This is a genomic window from Microbacterium meiriae (assembly GCF_040702565.1).
Classification (GTDB): Bacteria; Actinomycetota; Actinomycetes; order Actinomycetales; family Microbacteriaceae; genus Microbacterium; species Microbacterium meiriae.
Window position 1 is genome coordinate 595,761 of the sequence record NZ_JBFBLJ010000003.1, and the last position, 19,487, is coordinate 615,247.

At 69.6% G+C, this 19,487-nt stretch carries 21 protein-coding genes and 1 tRNA gene; 9 read left to right on the plus strand and 13 right to left on the minus strand.

Annotation, left to right across the window (positions count from 1 at the left end):
• Positions 1-51 precede the first annotated feature (51 nt).
• The 4 genes from murI to AB0310_RS16665 all read left to right on the plus strand — a co-directional run bounded on the left by murI (position 52) and on the right by AB0310_RS16665 (position 3,276).
• Entirely contained in the window at positions 52-888 is an 837-nt protein-coding gene (gene murI / locus AB0310_RS16650; protein ID WP_187661916.1) for a glutamate racemase, read from the plus strand.
• 33 nt (positions 889-921) lie between these two features.
• A complete protein-coding gene (gene rph / locus AB0310_RS16655) occupies positions 922-1,659 on the plus strand; it encodes a ribonuclease PH (protein ID WP_259954222.1) in 738 nt (245 codons plus the stop codon).
• Positions 1,660-1,661: 2 nt separating this feature from the next.
• The gene (rdgB, locus tag AB0310_RS16660; RefSeq protein WP_366237662.1) at positions 1,662-2,255 is read left to right on the plus strand and encodes an RdgB/HAM1 family non-canonical purine NTP pyrophosphatase; all 594 of its coding nucleotides are present in this window, start codon (positions 1,662-1,664) and stop codon (positions 2,253-2,255) included.
• A 100-nt stretch (positions 2,256-2,355) separates the two neighbouring features.
• A complete protein-coding gene (locus AB0310_RS16665; RefSeq protein ID WP_025105315.1) occupies positions 2,356-3,276 on the plus strand; it encodes a cation diffusion facilitator family transporter in 921 nt (306 codons plus the stop codon).
• A 13-nt stretch (positions 3,277-3,289) separates the two neighbouring features.
• Here the strand turns inward: AB0310_RS16665 and ligD are convergent, their stop codons facing one another.
• Positions 3,290-5,275: a non-homologous end-joining DNA ligase gene (gene ligD, locus AB0310_RS16670; RefSeq protein ID WP_366237663.1), complete on the minus strand. Its 1,986-nt coding sequence runs from the start codon at positions 5,273-5,275 to the stop codon at positions 3,290-3,292.
• A gap of 57 nt (positions 5,276-5,332) precedes the next feature.
• Between ligD and ku the strand changes: the two genes are divergently transcribed.
• Positions 5,333-6,145, plus strand: a complete 813-nt coding sequence (ku, locus tag AB0310_RS16675; RefSeq protein WP_187661912.1) for a non-homologous end joining protein Ku — start codon at positions 5,333-5,335, stop codon at positions 6,143-6,145.
• Positions 6,146-6,157: 12 nt separating this feature from the next.
• Here ku and AB0310_RS16680 read toward each other — a convergent pair whose 3' ends face one another.
• The 6 genes from AB0310_RS16680 to AB0310_RS16705 form a co-directional block, all read right to left on the minus strand.
• On the minus strand, positions 6,158-6,922 hold the full coding sequence (locus AB0310_RS16680) for a DedA family protein (protein ID WP_366237696.1): 765 nt from the start codon (positions 6,920-6,922) through the stop codon (positions 6,158-6,160).
• 78 nt (positions 6,923-7,000) lie between these two features.
• Positions 7,001-7,082: transfer RNA gene (locus AB0310_RS16685), tRNA-Leu, on the minus strand.
• Positions 7,083-7,149: 67 nt separating this feature from the next.
• Positions 7,150-7,731, minus strand: a complete 582-nt coding sequence (locus tag AB0310_RS16690) for a DUF2238 domain-containing protein (RefSeq protein WP_280568815.1) — start codon at positions 7,729-7,731, stop codon at positions 7,150-7,152.
• The gene (locus AB0310_RS16695; RefSeq protein WP_366237664.1) at positions 7,728-8,573 is read right to left on the minus strand and encodes an endonuclease/exonuclease/phosphatase family protein; all 846 of its coding nucleotides are present in this window, start codon (positions 8,571-8,573) and stop codon (positions 7,728-7,730) included. The genes AB0310_RS16690 and AB0310_RS16695 overlap by 4 nt, the downstream gene beginning before the upstream one ends.
• Positions 8,570-9,367 carry a glycosyltransferase family A protein gene (locus tag AB0310_RS16700; protein ID WP_366237665.1) on the minus strand — a complete coding sequence of 266 codons (798 nt, stop codon included), beginning with the start codon at positions 9,365-9,367 and terminating at the stop codon, positions 8,570-8,572. Before AB0310_RS16700 ends, AB0310_RS16695 begins: the two co-directional genes overlap by 4 nt.
• 94 nt (positions 9,368-9,461) lie before the next feature.
• Entirely contained in the window at positions 9,462-9,854 is a 393-nt protein-coding gene (locus AB0310_RS16705; RefSeq protein ID WP_268776847.1) for a hypothetical protein, read from the minus strand.
• Between the two features lie 102 nt (positions 9,855-9,956).
• On the opposite strand from AB0310_RS16705, the gene AB0310_RS16710 reads away from it, so the two are divergent.
• From AB0310_RS16710 to AB0310_RS16720, 3 genes are read left to right on the plus strand one after another with little or no spacing between them, the layout of a single operon-like run.
• On the plus strand, positions 9,957-10,457 hold the full coding sequence (locus tag AB0310_RS16710; protein ID WP_366237666.1) for a hypothetical protein: 501 nt from the start codon (positions 9,957-9,959) through the stop codon (positions 10,455-10,457).
• A 26-nt stretch (positions 10,458-10,483) separates the two neighbouring features.
• The gene (gene cmtR, locus AB0310_RS16715; RefSeq protein WP_230114035.1) at positions 10,484-10,843 is read left to right on the plus strand and encodes a Cd(II)/Pb(II)-sensing metalloregulatory transcriptional regulator CmtR; all 360 of its coding nucleotides are present in this window, start codon (positions 10,484-10,486) and stop codon (positions 10,841-10,843) included.
• Positions 10,840-12,756 (plus strand): heavy metal translocating P-type ATPase, encoded by a 1,917-nt coding sequence (locus tag AB0310_RS16720; RefSeq protein ID WP_230114036.1) that lies wholly within the window; start codon positions 10,840-10,842, stop codon positions 12,754-12,756. The genes cmtR and AB0310_RS16720 overlap by 4 nt, the downstream gene beginning before the upstream one ends.
• Before the next feature lie 154 nt (positions 12,757-12,910).
• Here AB0310_RS16720 and merT read toward each other — a convergent pair whose 3' ends face one another.
• The 3 genes from merT to merA are packed head-to-tail and all read right to left on the minus strand — an operon-like array spanning position 12,911 to position 15,395.
• The gene (merT, locus tag AB0310_RS17055) at positions 12,911-13,231 is read right to left on the minus strand and encodes a mercuric ion transporter MerT (RefSeq protein WP_522727344.1); all 321 of its coding nucleotides are present in this window, start codon (positions 13,229-13,231) and stop codon (positions 12,911-12,913) included.
• A 28-nt stretch (positions 13,232-13,259) separates the two neighbouring features.
• Entirely contained in the window at positions 13,260-13,922 is a 663-nt protein-coding gene (merB, locus tag AB0310_RS16725) for an organomercurial lyase MerB (protein ID WP_230114037.1), read from the minus strand.
• 48 nt (positions 13,923-13,970) lie between these two features.
• Positions 13,971-15,395 carry a mercury(II) reductase gene (gene merA / locus AB0310_RS16730; RefSeq protein WP_230114038.1) on the minus strand — a complete coding sequence of 475 codons (1,425 nt, stop codon included), beginning with the start codon at positions 15,393-15,395 and terminating at the stop codon, positions 13,971-13,973.
• Positions 15,396-15,510: 115 nt separating this feature from the next.
• On the opposite strand from merA, the gene AB0310_RS16735 reads away from it, so the two are divergent.
• Complete coding sequence (locus tag AB0310_RS16735) at positions 15,511-15,900, plus strand: heavy metal-responsive transcriptional regulator (RefSeq protein WP_230114039.1); 390 nt, start codon at positions 15,511-15,513, stop codon at positions 15,898-15,900.
• A gap of 74 nt (positions 15,901-15,974) precedes the next feature.
• Here AB0310_RS16735 and AB0310_RS16740 read toward each other — a convergent pair whose 3' ends face one another.
• The 3 genes from AB0310_RS16740 to AB0310_RS16750 form a co-directional block, all read right to left on the minus strand.
• Positions 15,975-17,204, minus strand: a complete 1,230-nt coding sequence (locus AB0310_RS16740) for a hypothetical protein (protein ID WP_257022287.1) — start codon at positions 17,202-17,204, stop codon at positions 15,975-15,977.
• Between the two features lie 732 nt (positions 17,205-17,936).
• The gene (locus AB0310_RS16745; protein WP_017828522.1) at positions 17,937-18,272 is read right to left on the minus strand and encodes a helix-turn-helix domain-containing protein; all 336 of its coding nucleotides are present in this window, start codon (positions 18,270-18,272) and stop codon (positions 17,937-17,939) included.
• The gene (locus AB0310_RS16750) at positions 18,262-19,317 is read right to left on the minus strand and encodes a tyrosine-type recombinase/integrase (RefSeq protein WP_017828523.1); all 1,056 of its coding nucleotides are present in this window, start codon (positions 19,315-19,317) and stop codon (positions 18,262-18,264) included. The genes AB0310_RS16745 and AB0310_RS16750 overlap by 11 nt, the downstream gene beginning before the upstream one ends.
• Between the last annotated feature and the right edge of the window lie 170 nt (positions 19,318-19,487).

Here is a 19,487-nt window from a genome sequence, read left to right on the forward strand (position 1 = left end):
AGTGAGGCCGTGATGCACGAGGCGGCGCGCACGCGGGTAGGCTGGGGAGTCATGAACGACGCGCCCATCGGGATCTTCGACTCCGGTGTCGGCGGGCTCACGGTGGCCAGGGCCATCCGCGCCCAGCTGCCCCGCGAATCGTTCGTCTACATCGGCGACACCGCCCACTCGCCGTACGGGCCCAAGCCCATCGCCGATGTCCGGCGCTATGCGCTCGAAGTGCTCGACACCCTGGTCGACCAGGGCGTGAAGATGCTGGTCATCGCCTGCAACACCGCGTCGGCGGCGATGCTGCGCGACGCACGCGAACGCTACGACGTGCCGGTGGTCGAGGTGATCGGCCCCGCCGTGCGCCGCGCGGTGTCGACCACGAGGAACGGCCGTGTCGGTGTGATCGGCACGGTCGGCACGATCGGTTCGCGGGCCTACCAGGACATGCTCGAGGTGAACGAGCGCCTGCAGGTGTTCACCGCCGCGTGCCCCCGGTTCGTCGAGTTCGTCGAGGCCGGTGTCACCGGCACCCCCGAGGTGCTGGCCGTCGCCGAGGAGTACCTCGCGCCACTGCGCGAGGCCGACGTGGACACGCTCGTCCTCGGGTGCACGCACTATCCGTTCCTCCGCGGCGCCATCAGCTACGTCATGGGGGAGGGCGTGACGCTGGTCTCCAGCGACGACGAGACCGCGGGCGACGTCTACCGCCAGCTCGTCCGCGGCGATCTGCTGGCGCCGGCCGATGCCACCGCCACCTACGTGTACGAGGCCACGGGCGACTCCGCCGACGACTTCACGGCGCTCGCCAACCGCCTCATGGGTCGCGAGGTGCGCGACGTGCAGCTCGTCCAGACCGGCGTCATCACGCTTCCCGATTCCGCCCTCGACGCGCGCTGAGCCCGTCGCTCCATCCCCGACCGAGAGAAGCTCATGACCGACATCGTCCGCGCCGACGGCCGTTCCACCTCGCAGCTGCGCGAGATCACCATCGAGCGCGGCTGGAGCGCGCAGGCCGAGGGGTCGGCCCTCATCAGCTTCGGCGGCACGAAGGTGCTGTGCACCGCCTCGTTCACGAACGGCGTGCCCCGGTGGCTCACCGGCAAGGGCAAGGGCTGGGTCACGGCCGAGTATGCGATGCTCCCGCGAGCGACGAACAGCCGCAACGACCGGGAGAGCGTGAAGGGCCGCATCGGCGGTCGGACGCACGAGATCTCCCGACTCATCGGCCGCGCGCTGCGCGCCGTCGTCGACACCAAGGCGCTCGGCGAGAACACCATCGTCATCGACTGCGACGTGCTCCAGGCCGACGGTGGCACCCGCACCGCGGCGATCACCGGCGCCTATGTCGCCCTGGCCGACGCGATCGAGTGGGGCCGGGAGAAGAAGTTCATCGGCAAGAACTCGACGCCGCTGCTCGACTCCGTCTCCGCGGTGTCCGTCGGCATCGTGGACGGGGAGCCGATGCTCGACCTCGCCTACGTCGAGGATGTCCGCGCCGAGACCGACATGAACGTCGTCGTGACCGGCCGCGGCCTGTTCGTCGAGGTGCAGGGCACGGCCGAAGGGGCGCCGTTCGACAAGCGTGAGCTCGACGCGCTCCTCGACCTCGGCGTCGCCGGCTGCGCGGACCTGAAGGACCGGCAGCTCGCCGCTCTGGCAGGAGCCTGAGCATGCGCGTCGTCCTGGCGACCCACAACCCGCATAAGGTGGCGGAGTTCCAGCAGATCGTGCAGCAGACACGGCCCGACCTGGAGGTCGTCGGCTACGACGGCCCCGAGCCGGTCGAGGACGGAGTGACGTTCGCTGAGAACGCGCTCCTCAAGGCGCGAGCGGCCGCCGCGCACACCGGCCTCGCGGCGCTCGCCGACGACTCCGGCATCTGCGTGGACGTGCTCGGCGGGTCGCCCGGAGTGTTCTCGGCGTACTGGGCCGGTCAGAAGAAGGACGCCGCGGCGAACCTGGAGCTGCTGCTCGATCAGCTGCGCGACATCGCCGACCCTCATCGCTCCGCGCACTTCACCTCGACGATCGCCCTCGTCCTCCCGGACGGTCGCGAGCACGTGGTTGAGGGGAGCTGGCCAGGACGGCTCGCCCGCGAGGCGTCGGGAGCCGGGGGTTTCGGGTACGACCCCGTCTTCATCCCGGACGGTCAGCCGGCCGGCGCGGAGCGCACCGTGGGGGAGTTCACGGCGGAGGAGAAGCAGGCGCAGTCGCATCGCGCCCGCGCCTTCGCCGCGCTCGTGCCGCTGCTCGCCGCGCTCTGAGGGACTCGCAGAAGAACCCCTGCTGACGGTGAGAATCGTTACTGTTCCCGACTAGCCGGGAACGGCCTTGACGGGCCCGCCGCCGGGCTAGCCTGGGGGCATGCACGATCATGCGCCCGCCCCCGGCGGTCTCCGTTCGGCGAGCAGCCGCCGCCTGCTCGCGATCTCCCTGACCCTCACGGCCACGGTGATGATCGTGCAGGTCGTCGGAGCTCTGCTCACGGGCTCGCTGGCGCTGCTCGCGGACGCCGCGCACATGTTCACGGACGCCTCGGCGCTCGTCATCGCGCTGATCGCCGCGACCGTGGCGGCGCGCCCCGCGGACGACCGCCGGACGTTCGGCTACCAGCGGGCCGAGGTGTTCGGCGCGCTCATCAACGCGGTCATCCTCATCGCCCTCGCCACGGTCGTCGCCGTGCAGGGCGTGCAGCGGCTGCTGAACCCCTCCGAGGTCGAGGTCGCGGGAGGGCTGATGCTCGTCGTCGCCGTCGTCGGCCTCGTCGCGAACGCGGTGTCGATGTGGCTGCTCAGCCGGGCCCAGCGGACGAACCTCAACGTGCGCGGCGCCTACCTCGAGGTGATGGGCGACCTGCTCGGCTCACTGATGGTCATCATCGCGGCCGGTGTGATCCTCGTGACGGGCTGGATGCCCGCCGACGCCCTCGCCTCGCTGTTCATCGCGGCGATGATCATCCCCCGGGCATTCGTCCTGCTCAAGGAGGTGTTCTCCGTCCTCGCCGAGTCGGCGCCGAAGGGCATGGCCGTCGGCGAGATCCGCACCCACCTGCTCGGCTACGACGGCGTCGTCGGAGTCCACGACGTGCACGTGTGGCAGCTCACCCGCGGAGCCCCCGTCTTCACCGCGCACGTCAGCGTGCGCCCGGACCTGCTGGCGGACGGCCGCTCGGCGGCGCTGCTGTCGGAGATGCAGGCGTGCCTCGCGGATCACTTCGACGTGGCGCACTCCACGTTCCAGATCGAACCCGCCGAGCAGAGCGACTGCGAACCGCACCACGCCTGAGGGCGGGAGCCGCTCACGCCTCGACGGTGATCTCGTCGACGGTCTTGTCCGGGCGCAGACCCCGCCAGCGGGCGTGCCGGAGGATGCCGTCCGGCGTCCAGTTCGCGAACTCCACCTCGCCCACGAGTTCGGGGCGCACCCACAGGGCGTCCGAGGCGTCCGGGCGGGGGACGCCGTCGAGCGGTGCGCCTGGCACCCGCAGCGGCTCCAGGCGGGCCAGGAGGTCGCGGAGGATGCGATCCGTGAAGCCGGTGCCCACGCGGCCGATGTAGCGGAGGTCGCCACCCTCCGGGATCGCGAGGAGGAGAGAGCCGAGAGTGCCCTCGCGCTCGCCCTTCCCCGGGCGGATGCCGACGATCACCGCCTCCTGCATGCGGGTGTTCTTGAGCTTGAGCCAGGAGGGTGAGCGCTGGCCAGCACGGTACCGGGAGGCGGGATCCTTCACGACGACGCCCTCCAGCCCGAACTCCTCGCTGGCGGCGAGCGCTGCGTCCACGTCGTCGAAGACGGGAGGGACCTGGATGGGCGCGTCGACCCCCGCCACGATGTCGCCGAGCAGAGTGCGGCGCTCGCGGAGCGGCATCCCGGTGAGATCGTGGCCGTCGAGACGGAGCAGGTCGAACAGCATGTACACGACCGGTGTGCGCACGACCTCGCGCTCGATCTCCCGGGGCCGGGTGAGGTGCATGCGGTTCTGCAGCAGGGAGAAGCTCGGCCGGGCGGCGCTGTCGAAGGCGACGATCTCCCCGTCGACGATCGCCTCGTCGACCGGAAGGAACGGGGCACCGTCGGCCGTCAGCTCGGGATAGCGCGCGGTGATGTCGGTGCCGCGACGGGCGTGCAGCGACATGTGCCCGTCGCGCCAGGTGCCGATCGCACGGATGCCGTCCCACTTCACCTCCACCCACGACGGCGTGCTGAGGCTTCGGGCGATCGCGGGCGTGCCGTTCTCGGCGAGCATCGGCGCGAGGGACGGGAGAGTGGTCCCGGTGGGGGACGCCGTCTGCTCGGCGAGCGGCCGGCCGCGACGGGTGGAGGAGGGCGCCGCCGCCCGGATCGCGGGGGCTCGAGCCGGTGTCGCGGCGCGCGCGTTCGCCGGCAGTGCAGGAGTGTCGGAGCGGAGGGGGGAGAGCGGATCGATTCCGGCGGCGGCGCGCGCGAGCACCTCGTCCAGCTCGAGGTGAGCGAGGCCCGGGTCGTCGAGCTCCTCCCAGGTGCGCGGCGTCGCGACGCCGGGGCGGGCGCGCCCGCGCAGGGAGTACGGGGAGATCGTCGTCTTCTTGCCGTTGTTCTGGCTCCAGTCGAGGAACACCTTGCCCCCGCGCACGGCCTTGGACATGACGCTCGTGGCGAGGTCCGGGTGCTCGTTCTCGATGATGCGCGCCAGCTCTTTGACCACGGCGGAGACCTCGTCGCTGGTCTGCTCGCCGGGGAGGGCCGCGTAGAGGTGGATGCCCTTGCTGCCGCTGGTCACGGGCAGAGGGTCGAGCCCCATCCCGGTGAGGAGCGTCCGAGCGATCCGGGCGACCTCGGCGCACTGCGCGAGGTCGGCGCCGGGTCCGGGGTCGAGATCGAGCACGAGACGGTCGGGACGGCCGGGAAACCCCTCCGGGGTGAACCGCCACTGCGGCACGTGCAACTCGATCGCCGCGACCTGCGCGAGCCAGACGAGCGTGGGCACGTCCTCCACCAGCGGGTACGCCTTGGGGCCGTCGGAGTGCTGGATGTCCTGTCGCGGGATCCAGTCCGGGGCGCCGGGCTCGAGCTGCTTCGTGAAGAAGGAGTCCTCGGGAGCGGCGGCGGTGCCGACCCCCTCGACCCAGCGCTTGCGGGTGACCGGGCGGCCGTCGAGGAGCGGGAGGAGGAGCGGGGCGATGGTGGTGTAGTAGGCGATGACCTCGCCCTTGGTCGTGCCCGTCTCCGGGTAGACGACCTTGTCGAGGTTGGTCACCCGCAGCCGTCGGCCGTCGACCTGCACGACCTGCGCCTCTCCCACCATGGAGCCAGCGTAGTCAAGGGGTGGTCGTGACGGGTGTGGCTGGTGTCTACTGGTGTGATGAGGACGATCTGGAAGGGCGCCCTGACGTTCGGGCTGGTGAACGTGCCGGTCAAGGTGTACTCGGCGACCGAGGACCACGACGTGCCGCTGCATCAGGTGCATGAGAAGGACGGCGGTCGCATCCGCTACCAGCGCACGTGCGAGGTGTGCGGCGAGACGGTGGCCTACTCCGACATCGATCGCGCCTACGTCGACGACGGGCAGACCGTCGTGCTCACCAAGGACGACCTCGCGGCGCTGCCGGCGGAGAAGAGCCGCGAGATCGATGTCGTGGAGTTCGTGCCCTCCGACCAGGTCGATCCGCTCACCCTCGACAAGCCGTACTACCTGGAGCCGGACTCGAAGTCTCCCAAGGCGTACGTGCTGCTGCGCAAGACCCTCGAGCAGACCGACCGCACCGCGATCGTGCGGTTCACGCTGCGTCAGAAGACACGGCTCGCCGCGCTGCGCGTGCGGGGCAAGGTCCTCGTGCTGCAGACACTGCTCTGGTCGGACGAGGTCCGAGAGGCGGAGTTCCCGTCGCTCGACGAGGACGTGCGGATCTCGAAGAAGGAGCTGGAGTTGTCCTCGTCGCTCGTGGACAGCTACTCGGCCGACTTCGACCCCGAGGAGTTCGTCGACGAGTACCAGAAGGAGCTCCGTACCCTCATCGACGCGAAGATCGAGGCCGGGGAGACGTTCGACGTGGCGGAGACCTTCGGCGGCGATGCCGAGAAGGCGGCCGACGGCGGCGAGGTCATCGACCTGATGGAGGCGCTGCGCGCCAGCGTCGCCCGCTCCAAGGAGAAGCGCTCCAAGAACGCGGGCTGATCCGCGGCAGGGTCAGTGCTTCCCGTCGCCGTCCAGGTCGGGGGCGCGATCGAACACGTCGGCGTCGAGGACGAGCTCCTCGGCCTCCACGTGATCGGTCACGACGTCCTCTCCTGCGGCCGCGGCCTTCTTGGCCTTGTGGCGCTCGGAGAAGTAATGCCACAGGGTGACGAGCGCGGTGCCGCCGACGGCGATGAGCAGGATGATGTCGATGTACTCGACGACGAGGCGGCGGATCCACGGGATGTAGGCGATGAGGTAGCCGACCATCGTGAGTCCGAAGCCCCAGATCATCGCCCCGATGAAGTTGTAGAGCGAGTAGCGCCGCCACGGCATGTGGCCCACACCCGCGGCGACCGGGGCGAACGTGCGCACGATCGGCACGAAGCGCGCGAGGATCACGGTGAGGCCGCCGAAGCGCTCGAAGAACGCGTTGGTGCGCTCGACATTCTTGCGGCTGAAGAGGCCGGACTCCTTGCGTTCGAAGACCGCGGGGCCGCCCTTGTGGCCGATGAGGTAGCCGACCTCGCCGCCGATGAACGCCGACAGCGCGATGAGGAGCGAGACGACCCAGATGTTCACGCCGAAGACATTGCTCGTGTGGGTCAGCAGGCCCGCGATGATGAGCAGCGTGTCACCGGGCAGGAGGAAGCCGACGAGCAGCCCGGTCTCGGCGAAGATGATGAAGCAGACCACGAGCAGCGCCCACGGGCCGGCCGCCCCGATGATCGTCTGCGGATCGAGCCACGGGATGAGCGCGGTGGGGGCGTGCAGCATGCTTTCGAGCACTGGCGGGATTCCCGTCGGTCGTGAAGTGTCGGCGGTGGAGCGATGCGGGCGCCGAAGCACCCGTCGTGCGGAAGGTGGGACTTGAACCCACACGCCCTGGGGCACAGGAACCTAAATCCTGCGTGTCTGCCAATTCCACCACTCCCGCGCGGTGGCTTCAGTCTACTGACCCGCGCCCCGTTCGACCCTGGGGATCGTCCCGCAGTTCCGCGCCGTCACGCCGAGCGGCGACGCTCCAGCCGGACGACGGCGACGAGGACTCCGGCCGCAAGAGCCCCGAGTCCTCCCATCGCCATGTCGCCGATGGTGTCCTCGTAGGTGACGAAGATCTCGTCGGTGACGAAGGTGCGGCCCGCCCACTCGATCATCTCCCACACGGCGCTCGCCGCGAGCCCGATCACGGTGCAGAGCACGAGGGGGATGCGGGCGCGGAACGCCGCGGACTCCTGCGCCGTGACGACGCCGAGGCGGGAGAGCACGAGGTAGCCGGTGGCGGCGAGGGCTCCCGTGCAGACGAAGTGCACGACGAGGTCCCACCCGGTGAGCGTGCGGTACAGGTCGAACACGTTGCTCGCGGCGGCGATGAGCACGATCAGGCCGATGGCCAGGTCGATGCCGCCGCGCATGCCGAGGACGCGGGGGAGCATGAGGGCGGGGAGGGCGAGTGCGAGTATGCCCGCATCCGTCGGGGTCGACCAGATCGCCGCGACGAGGACGCTGAGGACGCCGATCACACGAACGGCGTCGGCGCCGTACTCGGCGATGGAGTGCGGCGGGCGGAGGAAGTCCTCCTTCATGCGGTCTCCTCGGGTGGGATGGCGCCGTGGGCGAGGTCGATCAGGGCCTGCACGGCGAGATGATCCGACGGCCAGCCTCCTCCATACTGCCGGGCGTTGATGCCCGCCCGGCGCACGGGCAGCGCGGGGGAGGTGAGGATGCCGTCGATGCGGCGTCCTCGGCGGGGTGACCGGTAGCCGGCGAACGTGCTCCAGGCCGGTGTGCGGCGGGAGACAGCCGCCGTCCACGAGTCGCGGAGGACGTCGTCGGCTTCGACGGCGCACCACGGTGCCGTGCCGGCGGGGGCGTTGAAATCCCCGACGAGGACGACGGGGCTCTCCGCTGCGGCGGCGACGTCGTGCACCGCCTGCGCTTGACGGAGCCGGGCCCACGGCGAGAACGCGTCGAGGTGGGTGTTGAGCACGGTGAGGGCGGCGCCGGTGCGGCGGTCGCGGAAGGACGCCTCCACCACCACCCGCGGGGAGACGCTCAGCCAGGAGCGGGAACTGGGGCGGTCGGGGGTGCGGGAGAGCGCGACCTGTCGCCAGCCGCCCAGTTCCAGTCGGTCGGCGTCGTAGAAGAGCGGACAACCCTCGCCGCGGGGTCCGGCGAGGCGGCCGTGGCCGACGCGGTGGAACGACGGGCCGAGCGCGGCGGAGACCTCGGCAGCCTGCGCGGGCAGGGCCTCCTGTACGCCGAGGATGTCCGGCCGCTCCGCGCGGAGGAGCGCGGTGAGCCGGGGACGTCGAACCGACCAGCGGTCGGCGGGCGGCCAGGCGAGCGCGCCGAGGTCGCGGCGGATGTTGAGGGTCATGACGTGCAGCTCGGTGGTGGACGGCGATCCGAGGAGCGGCGCGGTCATCGGCGGGCTCCCGGCGCGGGGACTCCGAGGCGGTGCAGCACTCGGCGCAGCGCGAGCCGCACCCAGCGCACCGGAGGGAAGTCCTCGGGCCAGTGCACGAGGACGGTGCGAGCGCCGATCCAGGAGCGGCGGGCGAAGGAGCGTCCGCTGCCGAACGGGCGCATGGAGATGCCCATATCGGTGTGCAGGAGCCAGCGGATGCGGTGGAGCTCGCCGACATGGAAGGCGAGGTCGAGGTCGTCGTGAAGCGCGGCATCGTCGCGGTGCACCCGGTCCCGGACGGCGAGCCAGGCCGAGCGGCGGAGGGCGAGGTTCGATCCGAACAACGGCCCGTGGCCCAGGGCGGAGCCGCACACGACGACGTAGGAAAGGAGGTAGGCCGCCGCGAGGGGCCTCCGCAGGAACCGGGGACCGTCGACGAAGTGCGCCCCGCCCGTCCAGGCTCCGACCCGCGGATCGCGTGTGCACGCGGTCGCCATCGTCTCGACCCACCGCGGCCCCGGTACCCCGTCGGCGTCGAGCCGCAGGATCACGTCGCCCGTCGCCGCGTCGTAGCCGCTCGCGCTCGCCGCGGGGATGCCCGGAGTGTCGCACCGCACGACCCGCGCGCCGTGCCGGGCGGCCACCGCGGCCGAATCGTCGGTCGAGGCGTTGTCCACGACGATGATCTCGTCGGGCGGGAGTGTCTGCCGGGCGAGGGCGCGGAGGCATCGCCGCAGTTCCGCCGCATCGTCCTTGACCGGGATGACCACGCTCAGGGTCGGTTCAGGGGCGGCTGGTGTGGCGCGGTGCACGTCGTCTCCTCGCAGGTCTGCTCCTCAGCCTAGGGAGCGCGACCACAGGGGACGTACCGGTTGACACCGGGGCGGGCGGCTCGATACGGCGGCGTCAGGACGAGCCCTCGATGCAGACGGCCTGCCCCTCGACGAACGTGTCGATCGCAGTCCGGCGGAGTGCCTGCTCGCGGTCGGGGTCCGCGGCGTCGCCGTTCTGGACGCCGACGCGGTAGTCGTAGAGCGCGCGCAGGTCGTCGCTTACGGCCGTCGCCGCTTCCTGTACCTCGCCGTCGACGTCGAGATCGGCGTATTCGTCCGCCAAGTCCTTCAGGCGCTCGGTCTGCTCCGGAGTCGCCGTACCGCCGACCGTGTCCTGTGCGAAGAAGGCCTCGAGTTCGGTGTCGACGGCGGCCACGCTCTGGCACTGCAGGAGATCGGGACCACCGGTGCAGCCGGACAGGAGGAGAACGCCGAGGAGCCCGCACGAGACAGTGAACCGCTTCATGCCTGCACCGTATCGGGTGCCGGACCGCCTCCGTTCGGAGGCCGCGCAGGGGGGTGTGGATAACTCCGCGGGCCGGGAGCTGATCGTTGCGAGGATGCAGGGATGGAGCAGCCCGCGTCGATCATCGCCGACCTCGTTCGGCGTCGGCTGCGGACCGAGGGTGTGGATCCGGCGATCGACCCAGAGCGGGCGCGGGAGGTTACAAGGGCGGAGGTGCGGCGCCACGACGATCGGGCTCTCGCGCGGGGCGGCGTGCTCGTGGAGGACGAGGCGGCGTGCGTGCGGGACGTTCTCGCGGCGGTGAGTGGGTTCGGCGCTCTGCAGCCCCTGCTCGACGACCCCGGCATCGAGGAGGTGTGGATCAACGGAGACGGGTTCGTGCATACCGCGCGGGGTGGTGTGGCGGAGCGGACAGCGCTGCGGCTGGACGAGGCGACGGTGCGGGATCTGGTGGAGCGCATGCTGCAGGCGACGGGGCGGCGCGTGGACATAGGGCAGCCGTTCGTCGATGCCTCGCTGCCGGACGGTTCGCGGCTGCACGTGGCGATCGCCGATACTGGTAGGGCCGAATGTCGCAGGGTGCACTATTCATCCTGGGATTAGTTCAGTCGACACTGTATGATCAGTGCATGCTGACCATTGCTCCACGTCTCGACGTCATGAACCGGCTCGGCCGGGCCATGGCGGACCCGACGCGCTCCCGGATACTGATGACCCTGCTCGACGGCCCCAGCTACCCGGCGGTGCTCTCGCGTGAGCTGGAGCTGACCCGCTCGAACGTCTCGAACCACCTGACCTGCCTGCGCGACTGCGGCATCGTGGTCGCCGAGCCGGAAGGGCGGCAGACGCGCTACGAGATCGCGGACCCGCATCTCGCGGCGGCGCTCACCGCGCTGGTGGACGTGACGCTCGCTGTCGATGAGCACGCGCCCTGCGTGGACTCTTCGTGCACGGTGCCGGGCTGCTGCGGGACGGGAGCGGGCGAGTGAGCGCGGCGTGCGGCTGCGAGCACGACGAACCTGAGACCGCAATCGGCGAAGAGGCCGAGGAGGCGGAGCGCCCCTGGTGGCGGGACCGCGGGATCATGGTCCCGGTCTTCTCCGGTGTGGCGTTCCTCACCGGTCTGGCGCTGGAGTGGTCCGGGATGGAAATCCCTGCGCTGGTGCTGTTCTGGATCGGCCTGCTGCTGGGCGCGTCGACGTTCACCCCCGGCGCGATCCGGAACCTCTTCAAGGGCAAGCTCGGCATCGGGCTGCTGATGACCATCAGCGCGGTCGGCGCAGTGATCCTCGGCTACGTCGAGGAGGCCGCAGCGCTGGCATTCCTGTACTCGATCGCCGAGGCACTGGAAGACAAGGCGATGGACCGTGCCCGCGGCGGGCTCCGGGCACTGCTCAAGCTCGTCCCGGAGACCGCCACCATCCGCCGCGACGGAGCATCGGTCGACATCGCCGCGAAGGATCTGGCTGTCGGGCAGCTGATGCTGGTGCGGCCGGGTGAGCGGATCGCGACCGACGGCATCGTCCGCACGGGGCGCTCCAGCCTGGACACCTCCGCGATCACCGGGGAATCGATCCCGGTCGAGGTCGAGCCCGGCGATGCCGTCTCCGCGGGCGCGATCAACACCGCTGGGGCGATGGAGGTCGAGACGACCGCGGCAGGCACGGACAACTCGCTGACCACGATCGTCGACCTGGTGGAGCAGGCTCAGGTCGAGAAGGGCGACCGGGCCCGTCTCGCCGACCGCATCGCCCGCCCGCTCGTCCCGGGCGTGCTGATCCTCGCCGCCCTGGTCGCGATCATCGGCTCGCTGCTTGGCGACCCGGAGCTGTGGATCACCCGCGCCCTCGTGGTGCTGGTGGCGGCGTCGCCGTGCGCGCTGGCGATTTCGGTGCCGCTGACCGTGGTGGCCGCGATCGGCTCGGCGAGCAAGTTCGGCGTGATCATCAAGTCCGGTGCCGCGTTCGAGCGGTTCGGCGTGATCCGCCACGTCGCCGTCGACAAGACCGGCACCCTCACCCGCAACGAGCCCGCCGTCACCGCCGTCCTCACCGTGGACGGTGTGAGCGAGGTGCAGGCGCTGGCGTGGGCGGCCGCTCTGGAGCAGCACAGCACCCACCCCCTCGCCGCCGCGATCACCGCCGCAGCGCCGGGCGCTCCTGCGGCGGAGGGCGTGACCGAGCAGGCCGGGCACGGCATCGAAGGCAAGCTCGCCGGCGCGCGGATCACCGTCGGCAGCCCCCGTTGGCTCGACGCCGGACTCCTCGGCGACCAGGTCGCAGGCCTGGAAGAGCAGGGCATGACAGTCGTGATCGTCCACCGCGGCGGCGTCCCGGTCGCCGCGATCGGCGTCCGCGACGAGCTGCGCCCCGAGGTCCCCGAGGTCGTCCGTACCCTCGCCGCGCAGGGCATCGGGGTCACCATGCTCACCGGCGACAACGCCCGCACCGCCCGCGCCCTCGCTGCGCATGCAGGGATCGATGACGTCCGCGCCGAGCTGCGCCCCGAAGACAAGGCCGCTGCGATCAGCGAACTCGGTAGGAAGAACGGCTCGGTCGCGATGATCGGCGACGGCATCAACGACGCCCCCGCCCTGGCCGCCGCGGACATCGGGATCGCGATGGGCGCGACGGGCTCCGACGCCGCGATCGAGTCGGCCGACGTGGCCTTCACCGGTCACGATCTGCGGCTTCTCCCGCGCGCGTTCGCCCATGCCCGTCGGGGGCGGCGCATCATCAACCAGAACATCATCCTGTCGCTGCTGATCATCACCGCCCTGCTCCCGCTCGCCCTCTTTGGCGTCCTGGGGCTTGCGGCGGTGGTGCTGGTGCACGAGATCGCCGAGGTGATCGTGATCCTCAACGGCCTGCGCGCCGCGTCGACGCGGAAGGCAAGCACGTGACCGCGCAGGACGTCGCCGCCGCGTGACGGCTTGATCCGGGACCATGCGGATGACCTTTAGATTTCACATCAGAGTTCGCGCGCGTTGATCGGCGGCTTGCCTGCTGACTAGGGGCCTATCGGGCGGGCCGTATGCCGGGGTCTAATGGCCATGATCATTTGGTTCCGGTTTCCCTTCGCCTCGGGTCTGTCTTCGTTATGGTCGGGCGAAGGGGCGGGCAGCAGTCGGGGTCGTTCTCGCCACGGTGTCGCCTGGCACGCGCTGTCATCACGATGCTTGCAACCACCGCGAGGATCAGGAGTGCGGCACCGCCCGTGATCACCCACGGGTTGCGGAGGAGGGTGCCGATCCCTGTGATCGTGCCTCCGACGACGAGAAGTGGAAGGAGGGCGCAGCAGCCGGCCACGAGCAGTGCGGCGACGGCTCCGAGGAGCAGGCCACGGCCGCCTCGCTGGTCGTCCTGGTTGGGAGGCATTGGTGTTCTGTCCTCTCGTGGTGCCGTCTCAGCAGCAGGTCTCGGGACCGCAGCAGCTTCCAGACAGTTCGTCGGCACCGGTCCGGGGGCGCTCGAGCATTTCGGTGATCAGGGTGCTGCCAACCTCGAAGGCATCGGCGACCGTGAGGACTTGGGCCATGGGGTGTTCCGTGAGCCATCCGGCGGCGTCCTCGCGGGAAGCGAAGTAGTGGACCTGGTTGCAGAACGAGGAGCGAATCGAGTGCATGGCCTCGGGGCTGACCAAGGACACCACCGCGGTCGCCGGTTCCACGCTAGTGACACCGGCGGTCGGGTCGACGGTGACGCGGATCGTGTCGCCGCTGGCCGGGGAGATCGATTCGACCCGGGCGGGCCGATCGAGGAGGGTGGGGAAGATCAGGGTATCGAAGGCGCACCAGGTGTAGAGCTCCTCACCGGCGACGGTGAACCGGTGGGTGGTGGGGCGCAGGGTCAGGCCCTGACCGATAATCCGCCCCTGGTCGTCGTACTCGGTGTCCGGTGATGCGGCGAGGCGGGTGCGGACCTCGTCGGCGGTGAGAGCGGTGGCGGTCGCGAGCTGCTCGATGGTGACCGGGTCACCGGCGACAAGCAGCCGCAGGAGCGGAACCAGCAGGGCTGTCTCCTCGGACCGGGCGAGCCGATCGGTCAGGTCGGTAGTGAGGGGCGTCATGGCGAGGCTCCAGTTTCTGATGGGGTGGATCCGCTGTCTGGCGCGCGGTCAGGCGCAGCAGGACAGCATCGACACATCGGTGGTGAAGGCCTTGGCGACGATCCGGATGCCTTCGGCCATGGTCAGGTACGGGGCCCACGCGTCGGCGACCTCGGTGATGGTCTTGCCGAGGATGTGGACACCTGCGGCGGCGAGTTCGCCGGCGTCCTTGGCGACCGCGGTCAGGCCGAGGATCTCGCCGGTGTCCGCGTTGGCGACCATCTTGATGAATCCGCGGGTGTCCCGGTTCACCAGTGCGCGGGGCACGTACTCGAGTGGCAGGACACGGCAGTCGCAGCGGATCCCGGCCGCGATGACCTCCTTCTCGGTCATCCCGACCGCGCCGACGGCAGGGCTCGTGAACGTGACCCGCGGCATCCGCGTGTAGTCGACCGACGTGCTGGCGTCAGTGAAGGCGTTCTCGGCGACCAACGTGCCGTGCCGGGCTGCGACGTAGACGAACTCGGGGTGCCTGGTGACATCCCCAGCCGCCCAGACGCGAGGGTTGGAGGACTGCAACTGGTCGGTGACCACGATCTGTCCAGCCTCGCCACTGCTCACCCCCACCGCCTCGAGGTTGAGCCCGTCGGTGACCGGGGCGCGGCCGAGCGCGACGAGGATCTCGTCGGCACGGAACTCCTGCACGCCGCCCGAGACCTCGGCCGCGGCGACGATCTGGCCGGTGCCCGGGTCGCGGGTGACGCGGGTGGGAACAGCGCGGCGGACAACCCGGATGCCCTCGTCCGCGAAAACTCCCTGCAACGCTTTGGAGACCTCCGGCTCCTCCTTCGACGCCAGCCGGGACCGCACCAGCAGAGTCACCTTCGAGCCGAGCCGGGCGAACAGCTGGGCCATCTCCAGGGCCACATAGCCGCCGCCGAGCACCAGCAGCGAGCCCGGGACCTCGGACAGCTCCATCGCCGACGTCGACGTGAGGTAGCCGACGCCGTCCAGTCCCTCGATGAGCGGAGCCCACGGGCGGGAGCCGGTGGCGACGAGGTAGTGGGCGGCCTCGATGGTTTCGACGGTGCCGTCCGCGGCGGTGACCTCGACGACCGGCGCGTCCGGGGTTCCGGCGAACGCCGCCTCGCCCTGGCGAACCGGCCAGCCGTAGGCCTCGGCCACATCGATGTACTTCTCACTCCGCATCGCCTCGACCAGGTCCTGCTTGCCACCCACCAGCCCGTGCATGTCTACCGGGCCAGCGGTGGCGGCGATCCCCGGGAACCGGGAGCCCGCATCCGCGGCCACGTGGCGGGCCTCGGCGGCCGCGAGCAGCGCCTTGGACGGAACGCACCCCGTGTTCACGCACGTGCCGCCCAACGTGCCGCGCTCGATCATCACCACCGACTTTCCCAGTGTGGTGGCGCGGATCGCCGCGGCGAATGCCGCGCCACCCGACCCAATCACGGCCAGATCAAACCTCGATGGCATCCTTATTCCTCCCTGGACATCTTGGAACATCCCGCTGATACACTCATCATGAACCTTCCACCACAGGGGAAGGTCAAGCACGAAATTTGCGACCAGCGAAAAGGGGGGGCGGGGAATGCGGATCGGAGAGCTCGCCGACGCGGCCGGCACCACGGCGAAGACGTTGCGGTTCTACGAGGACCAGGGGCTCCTGCCGCCGGCCGGGCGCACGCCCAGCGGCTACCGCAACTACACCGCCGAGACCATCGCCCGAATCGACTTCATCCACCGCGGCCAAGCCGCTGGACTCACCCTCGCCCAGATCCAGCAGATCCTCCACATCCGCGACCACGGCCAAGCGCCCTGCAGCCACGTCCGCGACCTCCTCGACGCACGCCTCACCGATATCGACGAGCAGCTCAGGCAGCTCCACGACCTGCGCGACACCCTCGCCGGGCTCCGCGACCAGGCCGAGCACGTCGAGCCCGACACGTGCAGCTCGGATCAGGTCTGCCGCTATCTGTAGCCAAGCCCGGGGGTCTGTCCGATAATTCAGGCAGTCCCACTGGAGGCGCAAGCGTAGCGGGAGGCCATTGGTGCTCAGGTCGAGGTTGAGCGCAGCGCGGGATAGTCGGACCATTCGCCCCCGGAGAGGCGTGCCCAGGCGGCAGCTGATGACGCCGTGATGCCGAGCAGGTCGGACACGATTCGAGGATGCAGTTGTCGGGTGAGGTCCATCAGCGCGGTGACACGAGCGCTGCCGGCGAGGAGTCCTTCTTGACGGAGTCGACGGCTGAGCGGCCCGGGGGTGATCGGTCGGCCCGGGTTCCTGCCCGGGAAGAGCCAAGTGTCGGAGCGGTTGCCGTCGAGCAGCTGGACCATTGCTTCGGCGAGGACTTCGGGCAGCTCGATCGGTTCAGTTCCGACCGTCAGCGTCATGGGGCGCGCGGTCGTATCGACTTGTGCGCGGGTGATCGCTGCGATGCGGGTCAGGTGGAGCCCGTAGAACAGGACGAGCAATCCGCTGACTCGCGTCACGGGATCCATGTCGTCTCGCGTGATGAACGCGCGTGCCATCGTCCACCGATGGTCGGCGGCGTAGTCGCGCCCTTCGAGGCGATGGCTGCGGAACTCGACCCGGAGGCGGCTCAGGCGGTGCCGTCGCAGCCACCGGGTGAACGGCGCGAGGGCATCCCGTTGTGAGGGCGAACCGGTGAGGAAGCCGTCGAGAGATCGCTGCGGGTATGTCGTCAGCGTTTCGCCGCTCGCGCGGATCTGCTGCAGGAGGGCCGCGCACCGCTTCAGCGCCGCACGCACCTTCTGATAGGTGGAGCCGGATCGGACGGCCGTAGCTGGTCTGCCCCTGAGTGATCTGCCCGACGGCAGCAGCTCCCAGGTGCAGTACCGCCGTAGGAGGAGCCGGTCCTCGGGATGGGGGACGGTCGGAAGCCACCGTTGGAACCAGTGCTCGAACCTCGCCGCTTGGATGTCGAAATCGGGCAGTACGCCTGAGCGGATGAGGAGCGAGAGCAGGAATGCCACGGACTGGCCGGCGTGCGCTCTGGTCATGATCGCGTCCGCGGTGAGGGGCAGCGTGCCATCGGCGAGCTCACGGAGGACGACCGCACAGCGGCTCTTGTGCAGCCACCGCTCGAGGGAGATCGCACTGCCGTGGTGCGTCACCAGATACTCCGCGAGCGGGTGCAGCTCGGGGCGGATCTCTCCGCTGTCGTCAGCAAGCAGTTGCTGGATGGCGATAGGTCGCCGGCACTCTACGCATAGCCGGTGCTTGCGCACCTCTTCGATCGTCCCGCATCCCGGGCATGCCATCGTCACGGGAGCTCCTGCGCACTCGGCGCAGACCTTGTGCCCATTCATGAAGCCAGTGAGGAACACCTTCCGCCCGCACTCCGGGCACGGCTGGGGGCGTCGCATCGCGTAGTAGCAGCGGGCGCAGACCCGTCGGCCGTCCAGGTGCGTCGCTACGCGGCCCGGCTCCCCGCAGAGCTCGCACATCTTGACCGGCGCGGTGTAGCACGCGAGACAGACGAGCGCGGGGCGACGGACGATAATAGTGGCGTTCTGCCCGCATCGCGAGCAGTCGCCGAACGACCGCGGATCGGCTCGCCAGCAGTCCCGGCAGAACCGTTGCCCATCGACGGTGCGCTGCACGGGCTGAACTCGTCCGCATCTGGCACACGCGACCGATCGGGCATTCCGTTCACAGCGCGAGCAGTGGCGACCGCCGGTCGGCGTCTTGTGAGGCATCCGAACGGCACGTCCACAGGAATCGCATGTAGGCAAGACGACCCGCCCGGCACCCTCGTTCACGAGAGCGTGGGCCAGATCCTGCACCGTCACCGGTACGTTCCGGTGTCGCCCTTCGAGGACTCCAGGTTGTTTGAGGAGTGCGAGTTCGAGACGCCGTTGGGTGAGCGGCACGGGTGCGACTTCAGCCACGATCTCAACAAGGCGCTCCACCGGGGTCTCCGGCGCGATCGCGTGGACGAGCCCGGCGACCTCAGCAACCCTGGGCTCCTGCGGAGGCTTCGCCACCGCGGCCTACTTCGAGCGCGGGCGACGGATCGTGGCCCGCACGGGCCGCAGATCGCCGATCGCACCCCGCGTCGCCTCTTCACCCACCGCGACCGGGGCCGCAGCCTCCCGGCGGGTGACCTGCACGAGGTCGTCGAGCGAGCACTCCAACGCGTCGCACAGCGCGGCGAGCACGTCGATGCGAACCCGCTGCGGTGCTTGCGTCACCAGTCGGTACACCTGTTCCCGGGACAGGTCGACGCCCCGCTCCTCGAGCAACGGCTTCAGCTTGGAGGTCTGGAAGATCCCGCGCGAGGCCATCACGCTGCGGAGGTTCCATGCGGTCTCGAGCTCAACGGTCATCTGCTTCTCCTTCGATGAGGGCCTTCAATGCGTCCGCGAGTACCCGGTTCTTGAAGTCCGAGCTGACGGAGGCGTAGATCGAGGTCGTCGAAGCATGCATGTGCCCGACCTGCTCCTGGACGAATCGGTCGGCGTAGCCGAACTCGAGCAGGTGCGTCACGTACGAATGCCGGAGGCTGTGCAGAGTCAGGGCCTTTGACAAGCCGGCCTCGTCCCGCAGCTCCGCGAACCGCCGGTCGAGATAGCCGGCCGACAGTCGGGTGCGGCGTTCCGTCACCCACAGCGCGTCAAGATCACTGCCCGGGGCGAAACGATCGCGCGCCTGCTCCACCCACTGCTCCATGCCCGGCACCCACCAATCGAACTCCGGCACCAGCAGCACGGTACGTCGTCGTGGCGCGCCACCTCCCGCGGCCTTCGCCCACCGTACGTGGATCGCGCCATAGCGGCCCCACTGCCGCATCTTCGCGTTGTAGTGCAAGTCAACCGTGTCTAGCATCACCGCTTCTGTGCGCCGCAACCCGAACGCGTAGACCGTCTTCAACAGCTGCGCATCACGTAGCGCGCCGAGCGCCCCTTTGCGCCCGGACCCGACCAGTGTCTCCACGCGCGCATCAGCCGTGTCGAAGAGACGCTCCACCTCGTCATAGGCCAACGGGCGACGCTTTCCATCACCCTCGAACTCAAACCGATGCGCGACGGTGTTCCACGGCAAGCACACCTGCGACGGAATCTCCGCGAACTCTCGCTCGCAGATCTCCATCCAGTCATACAACGGGCTCGTCAAGTACTCGCAGAATCCATGGATTGAACCGTGGTTGTTCCGCAGCGTCGACAACGCTCGAACCCGGCCCATCGAATCGGCGGTGAACTCATCGACGTCTGCGACGGTCCACTTCCACGGCGGCTTGTCGACGAAGTCGCGAAACCGCGTGACCGTCGCCAGTCGATTCTGGATGGTCTGCTCACGCAGTCCGCGAGAACGCTGCTGGCTGCGCCACCCCTCCACCATCGCATCGAAGATCTGCTGCTCCGGGTTCGCCAACGCGATGTTCGACGTCGACGTGAGCAGTCGAAGTGACGCAGGGGAACCGCCAAACTCTTGCATTAGATGCAACAAAGTACGACAGGATGCATCACCGAGTCAAGCCGAACGGACAGGTTCCCGACATTCCGCTGATACGGTCAGAGCATCAAGGCCTGAGAAATCCCAGT

Excerpts from the sequence above, each read along its gene's own strand:
- rph (WP_259954222.1), top strand. The coding sequence starts at position 922 with ATGACCGACATCGTCCGCGCCGACGGCCGTTCCACCTCGCAGCTGCGC.
- merB (WP_230114037.1), bottom strand. The coding sequence starts at position 13,922 with ATGACGCCCCTCACTACCGACCTGACCGATCGGCTCGCCCGGTCCGAG.
- cmtR (WP_230114035.1), top strand. The coding sequence starts at position 10,484 with ATGCTGACCATTGCTCCACGTCTCGACGTCATGAACCGGCTCGGCCGG.
- AB0310_RS16690 (WP_280568815.1), bottom strand. The coding sequence starts at position 7,731 with ATGAAGGAGGACTTCCTCCGCCCGCCGCACTCCATCGCCGAGTACGGC.
- AB0310_RS16680 (WP_366237696.1), bottom strand. The coding sequence starts at position 6,922 with ATGCTGCACGCCCCCACCGCGCTCATCCCGTGGCTCGATCCGCAGACG.
- AB0310_RS16665 (WP_025105315.1), top strand. The coding sequence starts at position 2,356 with ATGCACGATCATGCGCCCGCCCCCGGCGGTCTCCGTTCGGCGAGCAGC.
- merA (WP_230114038.1), bottom strand. The coding sequence starts at position 15,395 with ATGCCATCGAGGTTTGATCTGGCCGTGATTGGGTCGGGTGGCGCGGCA.
- ku (WP_187661912.1), top strand. The coding sequence starts at position 5,333 with ATGAGGACGATCTGGAAGGGCGCCCTGACGTTCGGGCTGGTGAACGTG.
- AB0310_RS16710 (WP_366237666.1), top strand. The coding sequence starts at position 9,957 with ATGGAGCAGCCCGCGTCGATCATCGCCGACCTCGTTCGGCGTCGGCTG.
- AB0310_RS16745 (WP_017828522.1), bottom strand. The coding sequence starts at position 18,272 with ATGACCGTTGAGCTCGAGACCGCATGGAACCTCCGCAGCGTGATGGCC.
- AB0310_RS16705 (WP_268776847.1), bottom strand. The coding sequence starts at position 9,854 with ATGAAGCGGTTCACTGTCTCGTGCGGGCTCCTCGGCGTTCTCCTCCTG.
- AB0310_RS16735 (WP_230114039.1), top strand. The coding sequence starts at position 15,511 with ATGCGGATCGGAGAGCTCGCCGACGCGGCCGGCACCACGGCGAAGACG.
- AB0310_RS16695 (WP_366237664.1), bottom strand. The coding sequence starts at position 8,573 with ATGACCGCGCCGCTCCTCGGATCGCCGTCCACCACCGAGCTGCACGTC.
- rdgB (WP_366237662.1), top strand. The coding sequence starts at position 1,662 with ATGCGCGTCGTCCTGGCGACCCACAACCCGCATAAGGTGGCGGAGTTC.
- AB0310_RS16740 (WP_257022287.1), bottom strand. The coding sequence starts at position 17,204 with ATGGCATGCCCGGGATGCGGGACGATCGAAGAGGTGCGCAAGCACCGG.
- murI (WP_187661916.1), top strand. The coding sequence starts at position 52 with ATGAACGACGCGCCCATCGGGATCTTCGACTCCGGTGTCGGCGGGCTC.
- merT (WP_522727344.1), bottom strand. The coding sequence starts at position 13,231 with ATGCCTCCCAACCAGGACGACCAGCGAGGCGGCCGTGGCCTGCTCCTC.
- ligD (WP_366237663.1), bottom strand. The coding sequence starts at position 5,275 with ATGGTGGGAGAGGCGCAGGTCGTGCAGGTCGACGGCCGACGGCTGCGG.